This window comes from Burkholderia sp. MSMB1459WGS, from assembly GCF_001534535.1.
Taxonomy (GTDB): domain Bacteria; phylum Pseudomonadota; class Gammaproteobacteria; order Burkholderiales; family Burkholderiaceae; genus Burkholderia.
Map to the genome: position 1 here is coordinate 79,599 of NZ_LPMU01000023.1, position 17,421 is coordinate 97,019.

General features: G+C 69.3%; 15 protein-coding genes. 5 read left to right on the top strand and 10 right to left on the bottom strand.

The features are described 5' to 3' along the window. Positions 1-8: 8 nt before the first annotated feature. From WT97_RS08110 to WT97_RS08120, 3 genes are all read right to left on the bottom strand, one after another. On the bottom strand, positions 9-737 hold the full coding sequence (locus tag WT97_RS08110; RefSeq protein ID WP_060036021.1) for an aspartate/glutamate racemase family protein: 729 nt from the start codon (positions 735-737) through the stop codon (positions 9-11). A gap of 22 nt (positions 738-759) precedes the next feature. Further along, on the bottom strand, positions 760-2,310 hold the full coding sequence (locus tag WT97_RS08115; protein WP_059500818.1) for an NCS1 family nucleobase:cation symporter-1: 1,551 nt from the start codon (positions 2,308-2,310) through the stop codon (positions 760-762). A gap of 251 nt (positions 2,311-2,561) precedes the next feature. Further along, entirely contained in the window at positions 2,562-2,810 is a 249-nt protein-coding gene (locus WT97_RS08120) for a hypothetical protein (RefSeq protein ID WP_257127549.1), read from the bottom strand. 189 nt (positions 2,811-2,999) lie between these two features. Here WT97_RS08120 and WT97_RS08125 point away from each other — a divergent pair, with 189 nt between their 5' ends. Then, positions 3,000-3,551 (top strand): DUF3005 domain-containing protein, encoded by a 552-nt coding sequence (locus WT97_RS08125; RefSeq protein WP_059500817.1) that lies wholly within the window; start codon positions 3,000-3,002, stop codon positions 3,549-3,551. Between the two features lie 63 nt (positions 3,552-3,614). Here WT97_RS08125 and WT97_RS08130 read toward each other — a convergent pair whose 3' ends face one another. Together WT97_RS08130 and WT97_RS08135 are read right to left on the bottom strand one after the other, a co-directional pair. Continuing rightward, complete coding sequence (locus WT97_RS08130; protein WP_059500816.1) at positions 3,615-4,376, bottom strand: DUF4397 domain-containing protein; 762 nt, start codon at positions 4,374-4,376, stop codon at positions 3,615-3,617. Between the two features lie 295 nt (positions 4,377-4,671). Further along, on the bottom strand, positions 4,672-5,979 hold the full coding sequence (locus WT97_RS08135; protein ID WP_059500815.1) for an MFS transporter: 1,308 nt from the start codon (positions 5,977-5,979) through the stop codon (positions 4,672-4,674). Positions 5,980-6,514: 535 nt separating this feature from the next. On the opposite strand from WT97_RS08135, the gene WT97_RS08140 reads away from it, so the two are divergent. Further along, complete coding sequence (locus tag WT97_RS08140; RefSeq protein ID WP_060036020.1) at positions 6,515-6,961, top strand: MarR family winged helix-turn-helix transcriptional regulator; 447 nt, start codon at positions 6,515-6,517, stop codon at positions 6,959-6,961. 18 nt (positions 6,962-6,979) lie between these two features. Here the strand turns inward: WT97_RS08140 and WT97_RS08145 are convergent, their stop codons facing one another. From WT97_RS08145 to WT97_RS08165, 5 genes are all read right to left on the bottom strand, one after another. Continuing rightward, complete coding sequence (locus WT97_RS08145) at positions 6,980-9,265, bottom strand: xanthine dehydrogenase family protein molybdopterin-binding subunit (protein ID WP_060353266.1); 2,286 nt, start codon at positions 9,263-9,265, stop codon at positions 6,980-6,982. Between the two features lie 164 nt (positions 9,266-9,429). Continuing rightward, entirely contained in the window at positions 9,430-10,083 is a 654-nt protein-coding gene (locus WT97_RS08150) for an isochorismatase family protein (RefSeq protein WP_059792094.1), read from the bottom strand. Positions 10,084-10,102: 19 nt separating this feature from the next. After that, a complete protein-coding gene (locus WT97_RS08155) occupies positions 10,103-11,143 on the bottom strand; it encodes a hypothetical protein (RefSeq protein ID WP_059792076.1) in 1,041 nt (346 codons plus the stop codon). 42 nt (positions 11,144-11,185) lie between these two features. Continuing rightward, positions 11,186-12,016: an alpha/beta fold hydrolase gene (locus WT97_RS08160; RefSeq protein ID WP_060036018.1), complete on the bottom strand. Its 831-nt coding sequence runs from the start codon at positions 12,014-12,016 to the stop codon at positions 11,186-11,188. 24 nt (positions 12,017-12,040) lie between these two features. Continuing rightward, positions 12,041-12,793 (bottom strand): Asp/Glu racemase, encoded by a 753-nt coding sequence (locus WT97_RS08165; protein ID WP_006483547.1) that lies wholly within the window; start codon positions 12,791-12,793, stop codon positions 12,041-12,043. A 298-nt stretch (positions 12,794-13,091) separates the two neighbouring features. Here WT97_RS08165 and WT97_RS08170 point away from each other — a divergent pair, with 298 nt between their 5' ends. From WT97_RS08170 to WT97_RS08180, 3 genes are all read left to right on the top strand, one after another. After that, entirely contained in the window at positions 13,092-14,249 is a 1,158-nt protein-coding gene (locus WT97_RS08170) for an FAD-dependent monooxygenase (protein ID WP_060036017.1), read from the top strand. A gap of 175 nt (positions 14,250-14,424) precedes the next feature. Beyond that, positions 14,425-14,928 carry a (2Fe-2S)-binding protein gene (locus WT97_RS08175; protein ID WP_060036016.1) on the top strand — a complete coding sequence of 168 codons (504 nt, stop codon included), beginning with the start codon at positions 14,425-14,427 and terminating at the stop codon, positions 14,926-14,928. Next, complete coding sequence (locus WT97_RS08180; protein WP_257127548.1) at positions 14,918-17,404, top strand: c-type cytochrome; 2,487 nt, start codon at positions 14,918-14,920, stop codon at positions 17,402-17,404. Before WT97_RS08175 ends, WT97_RS08180 begins: the two co-directional genes overlap by 11 nt. Positions 17,405-17,421 lie beyond the last annotated feature (17 nt).

The following is a 17,421-nucleotide window of genomic DNA, read 5'->3' on the forward strand; positions in this document are numbered from 1 at the left end:
GCGGCCCGTCATTTCGCGAAGGTTCCCGGCCAGCCGACGATCCGCTTCGCGCGCGGCGGCGCGTACGTGCGAACCTTCGACGTCTTCAGCTTCAGGCGCACCAGCGACTCGGCGAGCGCGACCGCCGCCGACACGCCGTCGACCACCGGCACGCCCGTGCATTCCTCGATCTGCCGATCGAGGCCGGCCATGCCGCCGCAGCCGAGGCAGATCACTTCCGCGCGATCGTCCTGCACCGCGCGCTGCGCCTCGCCGACGATCGATTCGATCGCGCGGGCCGGATCCGCTTCCAGCTCGAGTACCGCGAGGCCGCTCGCGCGCACCGACGCGCAGCGCGCATCGAGCCCGGCGAGCTTCAGGCGATCCTCGATCAGCGGCACCGTGCGGTCGAGCGTCGTGACGACCGAGTAGCGATGGCCGAGCAGCATCGCGACGCTGGCGGCCGCTTCGGTGATGTCGACGACGGGCACCGTCAGCAGTTCCTGCAGCCCTTCGCGGCCGTGTTCTCCGTAGCCGGCCTGGATCACCGCATCGTACGGTTCGTCGTAGTTCAACACGCGATCCATCACGGCGATCGCCGCGAGGTAGCTCTCGAAGTTGCCTTCGATCGACTCCGCGCCGAAGCGCGGCGTCAGCCCGACGATCTCCGTGCCGGGCGACGCGGCGGCCTGCGCCTGTGCGGCGATCGCGTCGGTGATCGACTCGGTCGTGTTGACGTTGACTACCAGGATCCTCATCGTGACTCCGTATGCGTGTGTGTCAGTGGTGCGCGCAGGCGACCGCGATGTGTTCGCCCGAGCGCGCTTCGTAGTGCCGCTTGCGATCGGCCAAGAGCCAGTACACGCCGCCCGCGATGGCGGCGCCGAGCAGCCACGAGAACGGCGTCATCGCGCTGAAGGCCGGCACGACGGCGAGCGCGATCGAGATCAGCGCGGACGGCACGAGCGCCGCGAGCGCCTTGCGGTTCACGCCGCGCGTGTAGAAGTAGGCGCCGGTCGGCGCTTCGGTATAGAGCTCGGGCACGTTCACGCGCTGCTTGCGCACGAGCCAGTAGTCGACCGTGATGATCCCGTACAGCGGGCCGAGCAGCGCGCCGAGGCCGGACAGGAAATAGACGATCACGATCGGGCTGTTGTACAGGTTCCACGGCAGGATCAGCACGGCGATCGTCGCGCTGATCAGGCCCGCGCGGCGGAACGACAGGCGGTGCGGCGCGAGGCTCGTCAGCACGAAGGCCGGCGCGACGAAGTTCGCCATGATGTTCACGGCCACCGTCACGATCAGGAAGGCCAGGCAGCCGAGCACGAGGAACAGCTTGTTCGGCACCGTCGCGATGATTTCGGTCGGGCTGTGGATGATGTGGCCGTTCAGCTCGAACTGCGCGCCGGCGAGCACGAAGCTGATCGTCGCGAATACGAGGATGTTGACCGGCAGGCCCCAGAAGTTGCCGACGCGCACGGTCTTCGCGCTCGGCGACGAACGCGCGAAATCGCAGAAGTTGAGCACCAGCGTGCCGTAGATCGCGAGCCACAGCGAGCCGCCCGCGAAGATTTCCGTCCACATCTTCAGGCCGGTCATCGGCTTGCCGATCGACATCGCGAGATGGCCGCCGGTGCGGCTGATCATCCACGCGGCGAGCGACAGCGTCGTGACGAGGATTACCGGGCCCGCGAGCCCTTCGTACTTGCGGACCGTTTCCATCCCGTACGTGAGGATGCCGATCTGCACCAGCCAGATCGCGACGAACGTGATCCAGCCGAGCGTCGAAAGCCCGAAGATCGCATTCTGGTCGAACGCGGCGAGGCCCGGCCAGATCGCGGTGAGCAGCACGCGCAGCACGACCGACGCGAGATAGGTCTGGATGCCGAACCATGCGATCGCGATCACCGCGCGAATCATCGCGGGCAGCAGCGCGCCGTAGATGCCGAAGCTCATCCGGCTGATCACCGGGAACGGCACGCCGGTTTTCTGGCCCATGTAGCCGGTGAGATTCATGAAGCAGTACACGAGCACCGCGCCGATCGCGAGCGACGCGAGCATCTGCCAGCCCGACAGGCCGAGCGCGAACAATCCGATCGCGAACGAGTAGTTCGCGATGTTGTGCACGTCGTTGGTCCATAGCGCGAAGATGCTGTAGCGGCCCCAGGTGCGGCCTTCGGCCTTGGTCGGCGCGAGATCGGGGTTGTGCAGCCGCGGGCTCAGCGCGGGATCGCGCGCGGCCGTGTCGGTTCGATGCGATGCGTCGTCCGCGCCGAGCGCGAGGCCCGTGCGGTGAATGGCTTCCAGTTGCACGCCGTTGTCTCCTTCCATGTGCGGGGCGCGAAACCGCGCCGCGGGTGTACGCAGCGCGGGCCGGGCCGCCGTGGACGTTATGTCTCGGATTTGTTCGCGAGTATGGGCGGCGGCCCCGGCGATGGGAAATTAAATATTCGGCTGGGCGTCATTCGAAAAATGAATGCGCCGCACGCGGCCGCGGCGGTGGGGCGGCACGCAAATTGCGGGTCAGAGGATTCCATCCACATCGACATCAGCGGAGGTGTCATGCAGCGATATTCATTTCGTCACGTATCGCGAGCCGTCTTCGCCGGCATCCTGATCGCGGGCCTGGCGGCAGGCGCGGGTTGCCAGAAGAAGGGCGACAACGGCGCAGCCAGTTCCGACTCGGGTGCAGCGAGCGGCATGTCGGCCGCGCCTTCGACCGCGCCATCGGGCATGCCCAGCAGCGGGGCGGCCGGCAGCAGCGGCGATACCGGTGCAAGCATGCCGGGCGCGGCTTCCGGGCCGGCCGGCGCGAGCGGCGGCTGACGCACGGTTGAAGGTCGGGCGGGCGGCGCGCGAGCGCGCAGTCCGCCTGCGGGTGCCGTGCCGGCGGCACGCGCGCCGGATGGCGTGCGTGGGTGGCCGTGTGCATGAAAGATTTGCAAGGACCGTTGTAGCGATTTCCGGCCCGGCGGCGCTGGCGTGACGCTGGCGTCCGTGGGGCCGGCCAAGGAGGTGCGATGCAGAACGCGGAATCGAACCCTACCCCGGAAAAGCAGCGGGAACAGATCGAGAAGAGCCCGGTGAAGACGCCGGCGGCCGGCGACATGCCCGACGCGGCGACCCAGGCCGCGCAGACGGCGCGGCGTCCGCTGACGCCGGAGGCGGTCGCCGGGAAAATGCCGACCGGCCTGCCGGCGATCGACGTCGACGCGCATGCGGTGGACAGCGGCGACCCCGTGCGCCGCGCCGCTGGACGGATCGTCACGCTCGACAACGCGAACATGGCGATGACCGACAACACGGTCGACGTCGACGGCAAGGGCATGGAAGCGCGCACCGGCGCGTCGGAACTGCAGGACAACGTGATCTATTCGAACGCGTCGCTCGACGAAGCGATCGATACGCCCGACGAAGGGCTCGGCGGGATCGAGAGCCGGCCGTCCGGCAACATGCCGCAGATCGCGACGCGGCCGGGCTGGCGCGTGCGCCATGTCGGCGACGTCGATATCGAGCACGGCGACGGGACGCGCGCCGAGCACGTGATCTGCCTCGAACGGTCCGACGACTGATCCGGGATTCGACATACGGCGGCCGATGCGTGTCGCACCGGCCGCCGCGACCGTTTTCGGCCCTTACTGCGGCCCCAGCTCCTGCGCGGACGTATCGGCGTCGTTGCCCTGCGCGACGAGTACGTGAATGTCGTTCGGCGTCACGTCGCCGACCCCACCCGACGGAATCGTCAGGAGCAGCCAGTCGGCGTTGTTGCCGATGCTGACCGGCGCGGTCTTCAGGATCGGCGACTTGCTGCCGGCCGTCGTGACGACCACCTGGTAGGTGCCGCCGTTCAGGTAGACCGAATCCTGCGTCGTTGCCGGCACGGCATTCTGGTAGGCTGCGCCCGCCATCGTCGGGCTGACGGTCGTGATGTCGGTGCCCGGCGCCACGACGTAGACGTCCACGTTCTGCGCATTCGGCGATGCGTTGAAGCTGCGCACGCGCGCCTTGTCCGACAGCAGGCCCTTGTCGTACGGATCGTCGATGACGGAGATCAGCGACGTCGTGCTCGGCAATGCGATCGTCGTGTAGTGGTGACCGTTCGCCGCGCTGAACGATTGAGATGCAACGGTCGTGGTCGTGCCGGACACGTCGTAGCTGGCGTTCTGCGTGCCCGAATCGATGTCGTGATAGCGCGTCACGCCCTTGTATGCGACGCCAGACTGGTCGATCTTCGCATTCAGGTAGTAGTCGAGGTTCGGGCCGGCCGGCACCGCGTTGATGAAGCGCGCCTGCGGCTTCGAGATGCCGAGTACGGTCCCGGCGTCGTCGCCGCCGCCGCATGCTGCGAGCACGGAAATGACCGAGCACAGGGCCACTATCGTTCGTATTGATTTCATGTCGTCCTCTCGTTCAGGAAACCTGCATTGCGATGCGGGACCGCCGCGCAAAAAGCCGCGCGGGTCGCAGCGCCGGTTGGAAGGAAGATGGCTGTCCGCCGGAGGGCGGGCGCGGGGATGGCGCAATCGACGTGCCTGCGCGGTGCGAAAATCGGCGAACGGCGGCGGCGTGGCGGCGGGAAGCGCGCACGCACCGGCGGGGCGGCGTGCGCGGGATGACGCGGGGGACGTAGGGGGCAGACCGCGCGATCGGCGCGGTTGTAAAAAGGCAGTGTTGCGCGTGCGGCGCGAAGCGTCAGCGGTTCACGAGCCGGGCCGGATAGGCGAGCGCGAGTGCGCAGCCGACCAGCATGCACGCGGCGAAACCGACCAGCCCCGCGCTTTGCGAGTGGAACGTGTCGCGCAGCCAGCCGATGAAATAGGTGCTGCCGAATCCGCCGAGGTTCGCGATCGAGCATGCGAACGCGATGCCGCCGGCGGCGGCCGAGCCCTTCAGGAAAGTCGACGGCAGCGCCCACACGACCGGCATCGCGGCGGCCGCGCCGGCGTTGATCAGCGAGAACAGCAGCACCGTGCCGAGCGTGCCGTGCGACGACGAAGCCGCGATCGCCAGTGCGACGGCCGATACCATGAACGGGACGACGATATGCCAGCGGCGTTCGCGCGCGCGATCGGAGCTGGCGCCGCAGTACAGCGTGGCGAGCACGGCGGCGGCGTTCGGGATCACCATCAGCCAGCCGATGTGATACGCGTCCTTCACGCCGGTGTCGCGCAGGATCGTCGGCAGCCAGAAGCTCACCGCATACAGACCGAGCAGCACGCACAGGTCGATCAGGCCGAGCGCCCATACCTTCGGATCGGAGAAGGCCTTGCCGAGCGCGTGGCTCTTGTTGCCGGCCGGATCGGCGTCGAGATTCGCGCGCAGCACCCGCTTCTCGTCGGCGTTCAGCCATTGCGCGGATTCGATGTCGTTGGGCAACCAGCGCAGTACCGCGAAGCCGAGCAGCACCGACGGCAGCGCTTCGAGCAGGAACAGCCACTGCCAGCCGCCGAGCCCGTGCACGCCGTCGAACGCACGCATGATCCAGCCGGAGATCGGGCTGCCGATCATGCTCGACAGCGGCAAGCCGACCATGAACAGCGCGACGATCCGTGCACGACGCGCATCGGGATACCACTGCGTCAGGTACAGCAGCACGCCCGGCAGGAAACCGGCTTCGGCGGCGCCGAGCAGGAAGCGCACGACGTAGAACTGCATCGGCGTGTGCACGAACATCGTCGCGCCGGACAACAGGCCCCACGTGATCATGATCCGCGCGATCCACAGCTTCGCGCCGACGCGTTGCAGCACCAGATTGCTTGGGACTTCGAACAGGATGTAGCCGGCGAAGAACAGGCCGGCGCCGAGGCCGTACACGGTGTCGCTGAACTTCAGTGCATCGAGCATCTGGAGCTTTGCGAGCCCGATGTTGATGCGGTCGAGATAGGCCGCGAAGTAACACAGGCAGAAGAGGGTGATGAGGCGCAGCGTGACCTTGCGATAGAGAGGGCCGTGCAGCGCGTCGTCGGCGGAAACGGCGGCGCTCGGGTGTGCGGTAGACATGGGACTGCCCCTGTTCGAATGTGACGGATGAATGGGTGGCTCGATCGACGCGAGCGGACGTTCCGCTGCGCACTGGAGTCTGTATATCACGTCAAATACATAGCGTACACACTAGAAAATACCGAATCGCACAGGCATGAATCCGGCCATCGGAATGTCAGCGTCAGACCGGGAAAATCTGTGTTTTAAAAGGGGTTATGGACGATATGAAGCGTGCGCTGAAAACGCTGCGGCACGCGTGCCGGCATGCACGAAATTCGTGCGTATGCACTCAAAATTGAAGTGTGTGCACGAAAGCCGGCAGCAGTGCGCGAAGGGTTCTGCGGCAGCCGCCGCGACGGTGCGCGGCCGGCCCGGCGCGCCGATGCGACGAGCGGGCGACCGCTGCGCTCGGGCGACCGTCACGCGCAATCTGCATGCGATGCCGCGAATCGCGATGCACCGCAATGACGCGATCGTTCTGCGCCGGTTGTGCGGATTTGAGGGTGTACACTGCTTGTCTTTCATTTGCATGCGGGCGCGGGCCCGCACTCTCATGGCGTCTTCCAAGGATTCGTACGATTTTCACGATCAGGTCGGGCATCTGCTGCGCCGCGCGTATCAGCGGCACGTTTCGATTTTCCAGGAAGCGATCCCCGATTCGGATCTCACGGCCGCGCAGTTCGTGACGCTGTGCGCGGTCAAGGAACGGCAGGCGTGCTCGCTGAACGACATCGTCAAGGCGACCGCGATCGATCAGGCGACGATTCGCGGCGTCGTCGAGCGCCTGAAGACACGCGCGCTGGTCGAGGTGTCGCCCGACCCGAACGACGGTCGCAAGCTGATCGTGCGCACGACCGCGGCCGGCCTCGCGCTGATCGATCGCACGGTGCCGTTCGCGCGGCAGGTGACGGAGCGCACGTATGGCGCGCTCAATCCCGGCGAACGGGTCGCGCTGCAGTTCCTGCTGCGCAAGATGATGGAAGAAGACGGCGACGCGTGATGCGCGGCGCAGGCTGCCCTACGTCGCGCCCGCCGTGGCCGATGCGCGGGCCGCGTCGGCGTTCATCAGCCGGCCGGCCTCGCGCAGCGCGGCGCGCACTGTTTCGGGCGTGAACGGCGGCGCGTAGAAGCGTACGCCGGTGGCATCGAACAGCGCGTTCGCGATCGCGGCCGGGCCCGGCACCGATGCCGATTCGCCGGCACCGAGCGGCGGTTCGCCTTGCCTCGGCATCAGCACGACATCGACGTCCGGCACTTCCGCGAACGTCAGGATCGGGTAGCTCGCCCATTCGCGCGACGCGACCTTGCCGTCGGCGAACCGCACGCGCTCCTTCAGCGTGCGGCTCAATACCTGGATCACGTTGCCATGGATCTGGTGGCGCACGCCGTCCGGGTTGATCATCGTGCCCGTGTCCTGACCGACCGTCACTCGTTCGATACGGATCTCGCCCGACACGCGATCGACGCTCAGGTCGACGACCCAGGCCGACCACGCCGCGCCGAAGCCGGGGAAGCGGCTGTGCACGTAGCGCGCATACGCGATCCCGCGGCCGCGCACGAGCCGCGATTCGTCGCGTTCGGTCGGCGCGCGCGGCGCGCGCGTGGTCCATCCCGCGCGATCGGCCACCGCCTGCAGCAGCTCGGTCGCGCGCGCGTCCTGCAGATGGCGCAGCCGGAACGCGAGCGGATCGACGCCGGTCAGCGCCGCGCATTCGTCGACGAATGCATCGTGCGCGAACGAGTTCGGCAACGCCGACACGCCGCGCAGCCACGCTGCGCGCACGAGCGGCGCGAGATCCTCGCAGACGAAGCGGCGATGCGGGCTCGCATACGGCGACACGGCCGTGCGGTCGCCCATCTCGAACACGCGCGGCTCGGGCGCGATCGCGCCGGTCAGCAGCGCCGCGAGCAGCGGCGCGTCGTTCGACGGGTAGCGCGTCGTGAAGTCGTAGCCGAGCAGGCGGCCGTCGCGCGTGACGGTGCCCGTCACCTGCATCGACTGGCCCGCGCCTTTCGGTTCCCACAGATGCTCGTCCGCGCGCGACAACTGCACGCGCACCGGGCGGCCGACCGCGCGCGACAGCAGCAGCGCGTCGCCGCACACGTCGTCCGCGCCGTTGCGGCCGTAGCAGCCGGCCGCTTCCATCCGGACCACGTCGACATCGGCTTCGTCGCGCGCGACGAGCGTCGCGAGGTCGTAGCGCAGCGATACGGGGTTCTGCGTGCCGGACCACACGGTGATTTGCCCGTCGCCAGGTGCGCGGTAGTCGGCGAGCGCGCACGACGGGCCGATCGAGCCGTGCATCTGGAACGGCCACGCGTAGGTGCGCGACAGCGTGAGCGTGTCCGGTTCCGTTCGCGCGGCGTCGACGTCGCCTTCGTCGAGCAGCACGCGGCGTCCGGCCGGCGCGGCGGCGATCGCGGCGGCCGGCTCGTCGAGCGGCGGCAGCGCGGGAAGCGGCCGCCACGTCACGCGCAACTGGCGCGCGGCGCGGATCGCCTGCTCCTCGCGCTCGGCCACCACGCCGACGAAATCGCCGATCGCGACGACGGCCACGAGCCCCGGCACATCGGCCACCGACGCGCGATCGACGTCCACGAGCGACGTGCCGACGAACGGGCCGCTGTCGTGGCCCGCGTACGGCGGCCGCACGACGCGGCCGTGCAGCATGCCCGGCACGCGCATGTCGTGTACGAACGTGAGTTGGCCGGTCGCTTTCGCGGGCAGGTCGACGCGCGGCGACGAGCGGCCGACGATCCGGTATCGAGCCGGGTCCTTCGTGCGGGTGTTCGGGTCGAGCGTCAGCGCGATCCGCTGCCCGGCGACGAGCGCGGCGAACGTCATCGCCTGCCCATCGGCTGAAATCGTTCCATCGTCGATGTCCAGCCGTGCCGCGTCGACACCGAACCGCTCGGCCGCGAGCGCCAGCAACGCGTGACGAGCCTGCGCGGCCGCGCAGCGCAGCGGCGTCGCGGAAATCTGGATCGTCGCGCTCGCGATGGTCGGACCCTGGTTCGGTGTCGCGGCCGTGTCGCCGAGCACCATCGTCACGCGCGCGGCCGGCACGTCGAGTTCCTCGGCGACGATCTGCGCGAGCGACGTGCGGATGCCGGTGCCGAGATCGACGTGCCCGTTGAACGCGAGGATGCGGCCGTCATCGAGAATCGCGACGAAGATTTCGGGCAGCGCCGGCACGTAGGACGACAGGCTGCCCGGCTGACCGGGCGCCGGCTTCACGGGCGGCGCGGGCGGCCGGATCACGGTCAGGCAGCCGGTGCGCGCGAGCAGTTCGGAGCGGTTCACGGGGAGAGGTCCTGTCGAGGGGTGGCGCGGCCGGCGGGCGATGGGGGTGCGAAGCGTTCGGGCGGCGGCGCGCGTCGAGTCAATCTAGGTCGCCAAAAGCGCAGCGTCAATCGCGGGCGGCACACGATGCACTCGCACGCGTGCCGCCCGCGATCCGTCGCGACTCAGCGCGCGCGGGCCTGGACGGCGTCGATCGCCGCGATCGCATCGTCGAGCGGCATCACGGCCGCATATTTCTGCTGCATGTCGAACAGGTTCGCGTCGTGCGGCGCGATCGCGCGATCGCCGACGCAATCGGCGAGCACGAGCGGGCGGAACCCGTGCGACATCGCATCGACGACGCTCGCGCGCACGCAGCCGCTCGTCACGGCCCCTGCGACGAGCAGCGTCTGCACCGCGCGCTGCGCGAGCCACGGCGCGAGCTGCGTGCCGAAGAACGCGGACGGCACGGTCTTGCGCACGACGAGTTCGCCTGGCGCGGGCGTGAGTTCGGGCACGATCGCGCTGTTCGGATGATGCTCGGTCAGCGTCGCCATGCCGGGCACTTTCAGCGAGAACACGTTGTCGTCGCTGCCGTCGTCCGCGTAGACGATGCGGCTGTGCGCGACCGGCCAGCCGCGTTCGCGCGCCAGCGCGAGCGCACGCGTCGTGCGCGCGATCGCCGGCGCGATGTTGCCGCCGCCGAACGTCGCCGGATCGGCGAAGCCGACCACGAAGTCGACGATCAGCAGGCCGAGGTTGCCGTGCGGCGGCAGCGGCGTGCCGAAGCCCTGCTGGCGATACACGTTCGCTTCGGCGTGACGGGAAAGATCGTTCATGGTGTCGGGCACTCGTCGGTCAGGCGGGTTGATCGGTCACGCGGCCGTCGCGCACGACGGTCTCGCCGTCGAGTTCGACCGTGCAGCGGCGCAGCGGGATGTCGATATGGCAGGTGGTCGTGCGGTTGCCGCCGCCTTCGTTGTTCGGGCCGAGCGAGAACAGGAAGTTGCCCTCGAACGCGCGCGCATCCATCCCGATCGTCGCCTCGCGGTCGTACAGCCCGAGCGTCGACCAGCGTGCGCGCGGCTGCAGCCCCCAGCCGATATGCGAGATCGCATAGCCTTCGGGGTCGGCGAACGTTTCCATGTAGTCGCGCAGCAGGTCGGCGTCGACGCCGCCTTCGATGCGCGTCGCGTAGCCGCCTTCGACGGTCAGCGCGATCGGCTCGCGCACGTAGTGCTTCTGCGGCAGCAGGATGTCGCCGCGATCGATCACGATCGTGCCGCGTGCGGTGCGATCGTTCGGGTAAGTCAGCGCGAAGCCGCTCGGCCAGTGGTCCCAGCGGCCCGGTGCGTCGACGAAGCCGTACTCGGCGGTCGGCGGAAACTCGCCGAGCGGGCATACGAGCGCGGTGCCGGCCGCCGAGCTCACGCGCATCTCGCGCGCGGCCGCGATCTTCTTCGATGCGGCGAGCACGCGCGTGCGGTCGGCCAGGGTCGGCACCATCCGCACGAGCACTTCGGGCGGCTCGACCGCGAGCAGGATCTTCGTGCCCGATTTCAGGATGTCGTGTTGCTCCGGCGAGAACAGCAGCGTCATCAGGTCGAGCACGAGATCGCTCTCGCGCAGCGCGGCGATCGCGGCCTTGTTGCCGGTCAGCGGCGTCGTGCCGAGGTAGGCGAGCGGATCCCGGCTGAACGCCTTGTCGCCGTTGACGGGCGGCAGGTCGAGCCGGTTGACGATCGCGCCCAGCGATTGCGTCGCGATCAGCGCGCACGACAGCGTCTGGGGATGGGTGGCCGCGCTCGTCAGGATCGTGACGGTCTGGCCCGGTTCGAGGCGCGACAGCGTGAGGACCTGCTTCCACGCGTCGATCAATTGGGTGTCGCTGACTGGCATCGTCGGCTCCGGTAAAGAAGGAAAGAGGCGGGCGCCGCGCGCTCAGGCCGCGAGCGGTGCGCCGAGGAAATCGCCGAACGCCGCGTAGAAGCCCGCCGCGTTGTCCCACGGGATCATGTGGCCGGCATCGGGCACGCGCACGTGCCGCATCGACGGCGTCGCGCGCTGCAGTTCGGCGACATCGTCGTCGCGCACCACATCGCCGCGCTCGGCCGTGATCAGCAGCGACGGCACGGCCAGTTGCGCGGCATCCGCGTGGAAATCGTCGGTGTGGAAGCCTTCGTACGACGTGCGCACCGCGCGCTCGTCGCAGGTATGCAGCCATTCGGCGCGCAACCGCAGTTCGGCGTCGGTCCAGGTCGGGCAGAACGCGCGCATGCCTTCGGCGTCCGTGCCGGCGCGCGCGAGCGCCATCGAGTCGATGTACCACGGCAGTTTGCCCGGATAGTCGCGGCGGTTCGGGCCCGACACGGGTGGGTCGACGAGCACGACCGACGCGAGCCCGCGGATGCCGCGCCGGGCTGCGCGCGCGGCGATCCGCGCGCCCATCGAATGGCCGACGAGGCTCGTGCGCGGCAAGTCGAGCGCGGCGACGAACGTCGCGACGTCGTCCGCCTGCGCATCGAGGCTGTAGTCGAGCGCCGGCGATGCTTCGGACAGCCCGCGGCCGCGCACGTCGAGCACGTAGGTGTCGAATGCTGCGCCGAAGGTCTCGCCGACGAAGCCCCAGGTGATCGCGGGGCTCGTGATGCCTGGAATCAGCACGATTGCCGGGCGCGATGCGCGTGCGCCGGTCGCGCCGCCGTAGCGCAGGTAGTGCTGGCGGATGCCGTTGGCGCGGACGTTCGCGCCGTACAGGAAAGTCGAGGGCATGGGGAGTCTCCGAAGTGGTGGCACTCAGTACGCGCCCGACAGCAGCGCGCCGGCGCCGGGCACGACCGGCTCGAGATCGAGTTCGCGCAGCATCGCGTAGGTGGTCGCGATCGCGGCGGTAATCACCGGCTTGCCCGTCATCGCCTCGACCTTCGCGACGGCCGGCAGCGACGGCATCTGCACGCACGCGGACAGCACGATCGCATCGGCATCCTGGTACGGCAGCGTTTTCACGATGTCGGGCAGGCGCGCCGGATCGTGGCGGCCGACGTCGAGGTTGTCGGGGATTTCCAGCGCGCGGTAGGCGAGCACGTCGAAGCCTTCGTTGCGGATGTAGTCGACCACCAGCTCGGTGAGCGGCAGCATGTACGGCGCGACGACGACGATCCGCTTCGCGCCGATCACCTTCAGCGCATCGACGAGCGCACCCGCACTCGTCAGCACCGGCGCCTGCGCGCCGTTGTCGGCCGTGTGCTTCGTGAGGCGCGCCTGCGATACGCGGTGGTAGCCGTGCCCCATCGCCATGATCGCGACGAGGCACGCGTAGCCGAGCACGTCGACGCGCGCATCGCTCAGTTCCACCGCGCAGCGGTCGGATTCGGCATCCATTGCCGCGAGCTCTTCCTTGACGACCTTCTTCATCCGCATCCGGCTCGAGTGATACGTGAACCGCTCGGGACGGATTGCTTCGCGCAGCCGCAGCATCGCGGGGATCTCGGTTTCCATCGTCGTGTTGGAACTCGGCACGATCTGGCCGATGCGGTAGGTCTTGCTCATGACGGGAGGCTCCGTGTCGGTAAGGGTGGGGCGGCACGCTGGCGCGGGATCGCCGGATGTTGGGCAAAGTCTAGTGTGTACATTTGAAAATGGCAATGGATCAAAATGACGTCCGGCATGGATGGATTGTTTGTGTACGCGTATTTTCGACGATTTATTGGTGTTTTCCCGAATGCCGAGGCGTCGATCGACAATCCGCTTGTCCTGAATAAATTGAGTGTGTACGCTACATGAACGCCATTCAATCCGCCCGTCCTCGCGCCGCGTTCGGCAACGGGCCCACGATCAGGAGATCCGCATGAGCAAACCCCGTATCGCAATCATCGGCGCCGGCCTCGGCGGCACGGCCGCTGCGGCGCTGCTGCAGCGCGGCGGTTACGACGTCGCGCTGTACGAGCAGGCGCCCGCGTTCTCGCGTCTCGGCGCGGGCATCCATCTCGGTCCGAACGTGATGAAGATCATGCGGCGCATCGGCTGCGAGGGCGCGCTGGAAACGATGGGTTCGCATCCGGATTGCTGGTACAGCCGCGATTGGCAGACGGCCGACGTGCTGTCGCGGATTCTGCTCGGCGACTACGCGCGCAAGACCTACGGCGCGAGCTACCTGACCGTGCATCGCGGCGATTTCCACGCGCTGATGACGCAGGCGGTGACGCCCGGCACGATTCGCTTCGGCAAGCGGCTCGCGGCGGTGGAGGATACCGGCAACGAGGTGCGCCTCACGTTTGCCGATGGCAGCGTCGAGACGGCCGACATCGCGATCGGCGCGGACGGCGTGAATTCGCGGCTCCGCGAGCATCTGCTCGGTGCGGAACCGCCGCGCTACACCGGTTACGTCGCGCACCGCGCGGTGTTCCCCGCCTCGCTGCTCGGCAACAAGCCGTACGACATGTGCGTGAAGTGGTGGTCGGAGGATCGTCACATGATGGTCTATTACGTGACCGAGAAGCGCGACGAGTACTACTACGTGACGGGGGTGCCGCAGGCCGAGTGGCCGGAAGGCGTGTCGATGGTCGACAGCAGCCGCGACGAGATGCGCGAGGCGTTCGCCGGTTTCCATGCCGACATCCAGCACCTGATCGACGTATCGCCGTCGATCACCAAATGGCCGCTGCTCGAACGCGATCCGCTGCCGCTGTGGAGCCGCGGCCGTCTCGTGTTGCTCGGCGACGCGTGCCATCCGATGAAGCCGCACATGGCGCAGGGCGCGGCGATGGCGATCGAGGACGCCGCGATGCTCGCGCGCTGTCTCGACGAAGTCGGCATCGGCGACCATGCGGGCGCGTTCGCGCTGTACGAGGCGAACCGTGCGGCGCGCGCGTCGAAGGTGCAACTCGTGTCGCACAACAACACGTGGCTGCGCACCAACGAGGATCCGTCGTGGGTGTTCGGTTACGACGTGTTCGACGTGCCGCTCGAAGCGCCGTCGCGCGGCAACGTGGCGGCCGCGGCCTGACGCGCGGGCGCCGGCGCCCGCGGCGCGTTGCTGCCGCTTCGCCGGCGCGGGAATCGATGCGTCGCAACGCGCGCATTTCGGCGTGTTATATGTCAGGCGCGCCGGCAGGCGCCAGCCGGCGGCCGTGTCCGCCGCCGGCCGACTCCGGCCCGCACGCCGTATTCCGGATCCATTCATGTCCCATCCCGCTTCTCCGTCGCGGCCGCTGGCGTTTCGCGTGAACGGCACGCCGCATACCTTCGCCGATGCCGCGCCCGACGCGCCGCTGCTGCTGGTCCTGCGCAACGATTGCACGCTCAACGGCCCGAAATACGGTTGCGGGCTCGGGCAGTGCGGTGCGTGCACGGTGCTCGTCGACGGGCAGGCCACGCGTTCGTGCGTCGTGCCGGCCGCCGCCGCGCACGGGCGCGACGTCACGACGCTGGAAGGGCTCGGGTCGTGCGACGCGCCCCATCCGATCCAGCGCGCGTTCATCGACGAGCAGGCCGCGCAATGCGGTTACTGCCTGAACGGAATGATCACGAGCACGAAGGCGCTGCTCGACCGCAACCCGGCGCCCGACGATGCGGCGATTCGGGATGCGTTGCGCTTCAACCTGTGCCGCTGCGGCACGCATCTGGAGATCATCCGCGCGGTGCGTCGCGCCGCACGCTATCTGCGAGGCGGCGATGAAGCATGATGCGGATCTGCCCGCGGCGCCGGCGCGCGTGACGGAGCCGGCGCCGCACGATGAAGCGGCCGCCGACGCATCGCGTCCGCACCACGCGCGCTACGCGTGGCCGCTCGGCGATGCGCGCACGCATGCATCGTTCGATATCGAAACGCGGACCGCGCCCGACGGCCGGATGGCGGCCTGGCGCTATCGTGCGCAGGCGGCCGGCGCAGGCGCGGGCGATGCTCGCGCAGCGGAGGAACGCGCCGATCCCGGCTCCGCATCGCCATTCGTGTACCGGCACGCGCAGACGTCGATCGAGCTGGCCGACGCCGACGGCGCGATTCCCGGTCACGCCCACGCCTTTGCCCGCGAATCCTTCGTCGACGAACTCGCGGGCGCATTGCGGCGCGATCCGGTCGCGTTGCGGTTGCAGCATCTCGACGTCGCGCGGGATGCGGGCCCGCGCGAAACGATCCGGATGGTCAGCGAACGCGCTGCGTGGGGCGTGCCGGCTGCGGCCCGGGCGAACGCGGCGTCGCGTGTCAGCGGTCGCGGTTTCGCTTTCGACGGCGAGCGTGTCGATGCGCGCGCAGTCGCGCCCGGCGACGATGCCGGCCACGATTCGCACTGGTCCGCGTGGGTCGTCGATCTCGAAGTCGATTGCGCGACGGGCGATGTTTCGGTGCGGCGCGTCGTGGCCGGGCAGGGCGCGGGCGAGCCGGGCGACACGTCGACGGCGGGCCTGCCGGCGTGGCAGATCGAGGCCGCGATATCGCGCGTGATGGGGGCACGGTTGTCCGCGCGGCCCGCGTACGACGAGACCGATGCCGGCGCGCGGCCCGACGCGTTCGCGCACGAGCTGGTTGCAGTCGATGCAGCCGCGCATCGCGCATACGGCGACCTGTCCGCATACGACGCGCGGCGAATCGAGCAGGCAGTTGCGCCGGCCGCGGCCGCGATCGCCAATGCACTGTACGACGCAACGGGCGTGCGTTTTCGTGCGCCGCCGTTCGACGCCGCGCACATTCGCGCCGCGCTCGCGCAACCGGCGCCGGCGGATGTCGGCGACCGGCCGCGGGCGGCCGCGCGCCGCGCATCGCGTTGGCGCCGCTGGCTGGCCGGCGGCGGCGCGGGCGGCGTGGTCGGCGGGCTGATCGGGCTGGCGTGCGCGATCCTGCCGGGCCCCGCGCCGATCGCGCCTGTTGCGCCGGGCGGCGCGGACGGCGCGATGTGGAGCGCGGCGACGCTCGAACGCGGCCGCCAGGTCGCGCTCGCCGGCGATTGCGCGGTGTGCCACACGGCGCCCGGCGGTGCGGCCAACGCGGGCGGCCTCGCGCTCGATACGCCGTTCGGCACGATCTACACGACGAATCTCACGCCCGATCCGGAAACCGGCATCGGCACGTGGTCGTATCCGGCGTTCGCCCGTGCGATGCGCGAAGGCATCTCTCGCGACGGCTCGCACCTGTATCCGGCGTTCCCGTACACCGCGTTCGCGAAGCTGAGCGAGCCCGATCTGCTCGCGCTCTATGCGTACCTGATGTCGCAGCCGCCGGTGAGGCACGAGCCGCCGAAAACGAAGCTGCCGTTCCCGCTCGACCGGCGGCGTCTCGTGGCCGGCTGGAACTGGCTGTTTCACGATGCGCGGCCATTTGCGCCGGACCCGGCGCGCTCGGCGACGTGGAATCGCGGCAAGTATCTGGTCGACGGCGCGGGGCACTGCGGCGCCTGCCACACGCCGCGCAACGCGCTCGGTGCGGAGAAGGGCGGGCTTGCCTACCTGGCGGGCGGCGAGGCGGAAGGATGGGTCGCGCCGCCGCTCGTCGCGTCGCCGGCTTCGCCCGTACCGTGGACCGAAGGCGCGCTGTTCGACTATCTGCGCACGGGCTTCTCGGCGCAGCACGGCGTCGCGGCCGGGCCGATGGCGCCCGTCGTCGCGGGGCTCGCGGCGCTGCCCGAGTCCGACGTGCGGGCGATCGCGCATTATCTGGCGTCGCTGTCGCCGCCCGTCGACGCGGCAGTCGCCGCGGACGCGGCCAGCCGCCACGCGCGCGGCGCGGAAACGATCGCGACGCTCGGCCTCGAGAACGGCCGTCGCGCGTTCGACGCGGCGTGCGCGGTCTGTCACGCGGAATCGGGCGGTGTCGGGCATTTCGGCGTGCGGCCGCTGATGGGGCTCAACACGAGCGTCAGCCAGGCGACGCCGGACAACCTGCTGCGCGTGCTGCACCACGGGATCGACCAGCCGGCCACCGACGGGCTCGGCTACATGCCGGGCTTCGGCGATGCGTTCGACGACCGCCAGATGGCCGAGCTTGCCGCCTACATTCGCGCCCGCTATGCGCCGGGGCAGCCGGCGTGGCGAAACCTCGCGGAAGCGTCCGCGAGAATCCGGCAGGCGGGGCGCATTGACCGTCGCGCCGGCGTGAGCGCCCCGGCCGGCGGGCGCGCCGGGCGAAATGACCTGCCGGACGAAAACGATGGCCGGCGACGGCTGTAAATCTTGCCTGATTCGGC

What these genes read in the sequence shown, in the direction of transcription:
- WT97_RS08110 (WP_060036021.1), bottom strand. Translation starts at nt 737, where the DNA reads ATGAGGATCCTGGTAGTCAACGTCAACACGACCGAGTCGATCACCGAC.
- WT97_RS08115 (WP_059500818.1), bottom strand. Translation starts at nt 2,310, where the DNA reads ATGGAAGGAGACAACGGCGTGCAACTGGAAGCCATTCACCGCACGGGC.
- WT97_RS08125 (WP_059500817.1), top strand. Translation starts at nt 3,000, where the DNA reads ATGCAGAACGCGGAATCGAACCCTACCCCGGAAAAGCAGCGGGAACAG.
- WT97_RS08130 (WP_059500816.1), bottom strand. Translation starts at nt 4,376, where the DNA reads ATGAAATCAATACGAACGATAGTGGCCCTGTGCTCGGTCATTTCCGTG.
- WT97_RS08135 (WP_059500815.1), bottom strand. Translation starts at nt 5,979, where the DNA reads ATGTCTACCGCACACCCGAGCGCCGCCGTTTCCGCCGACGACGCGCTG.
- WT97_RS08140 (WP_060036020.1), top strand. Translation starts at nt 6,515, where the DNA reads ATGGCGTCTTCCAAGGATTCGTACGATTTTCACGATCAGGTCGGGCAT.
- WT97_RS08150 (WP_059792094.1), bottom strand. Translation starts at nt 10,083, where the DNA reads ATGAACGATCTTTCCCGTCACGCCGAAGCGAACGTGTATCGCCAGCAG.
- WT97_RS08155 (WP_059792076.1), bottom strand. Translation starts at nt 11,143, where the DNA reads ATGCCAGTCAGCGACACCCAATTGATCGACGCGTGGAAGCAGGTCCTC.
- WT97_RS08160 (WP_060036018.1), bottom strand. Translation starts at nt 12,016, where the DNA reads ATGCCCTCGACTTTCCTGTACGGCGCGAACGTCCGCGCCAACGGCATC.
- WT97_RS08165 (WP_006483547.1), bottom strand. Translation starts at nt 12,793, where the DNA reads ATGAGCAAGACCTACCGCATCGGCCAGATCGTGCCGAGTTCCAACACG.
- WT97_RS08170 (WP_060036017.1), top strand. Translation starts at nt 13,092, where the DNA reads ATGAGCAAACCCCGTATCGCAATCATCGGCGCCGGCCTCGGCGGCACG.
- WT97_RS08175 (WP_060036016.1), top strand. Translation starts at nt 14,425, where the DNA reads ATGTCCCATCCCGCTTCTCCGTCGCGGCCGCTGGCGTTTCGCGTGAAC.
- WT97_RS08180 (WP_257127548.1), top strand. Translation starts at nt 14,918, where the DNA reads ATGAAGCATGATGCGGATCTGCCCGCGGCGCCGGCGCGCGTGACGGAG.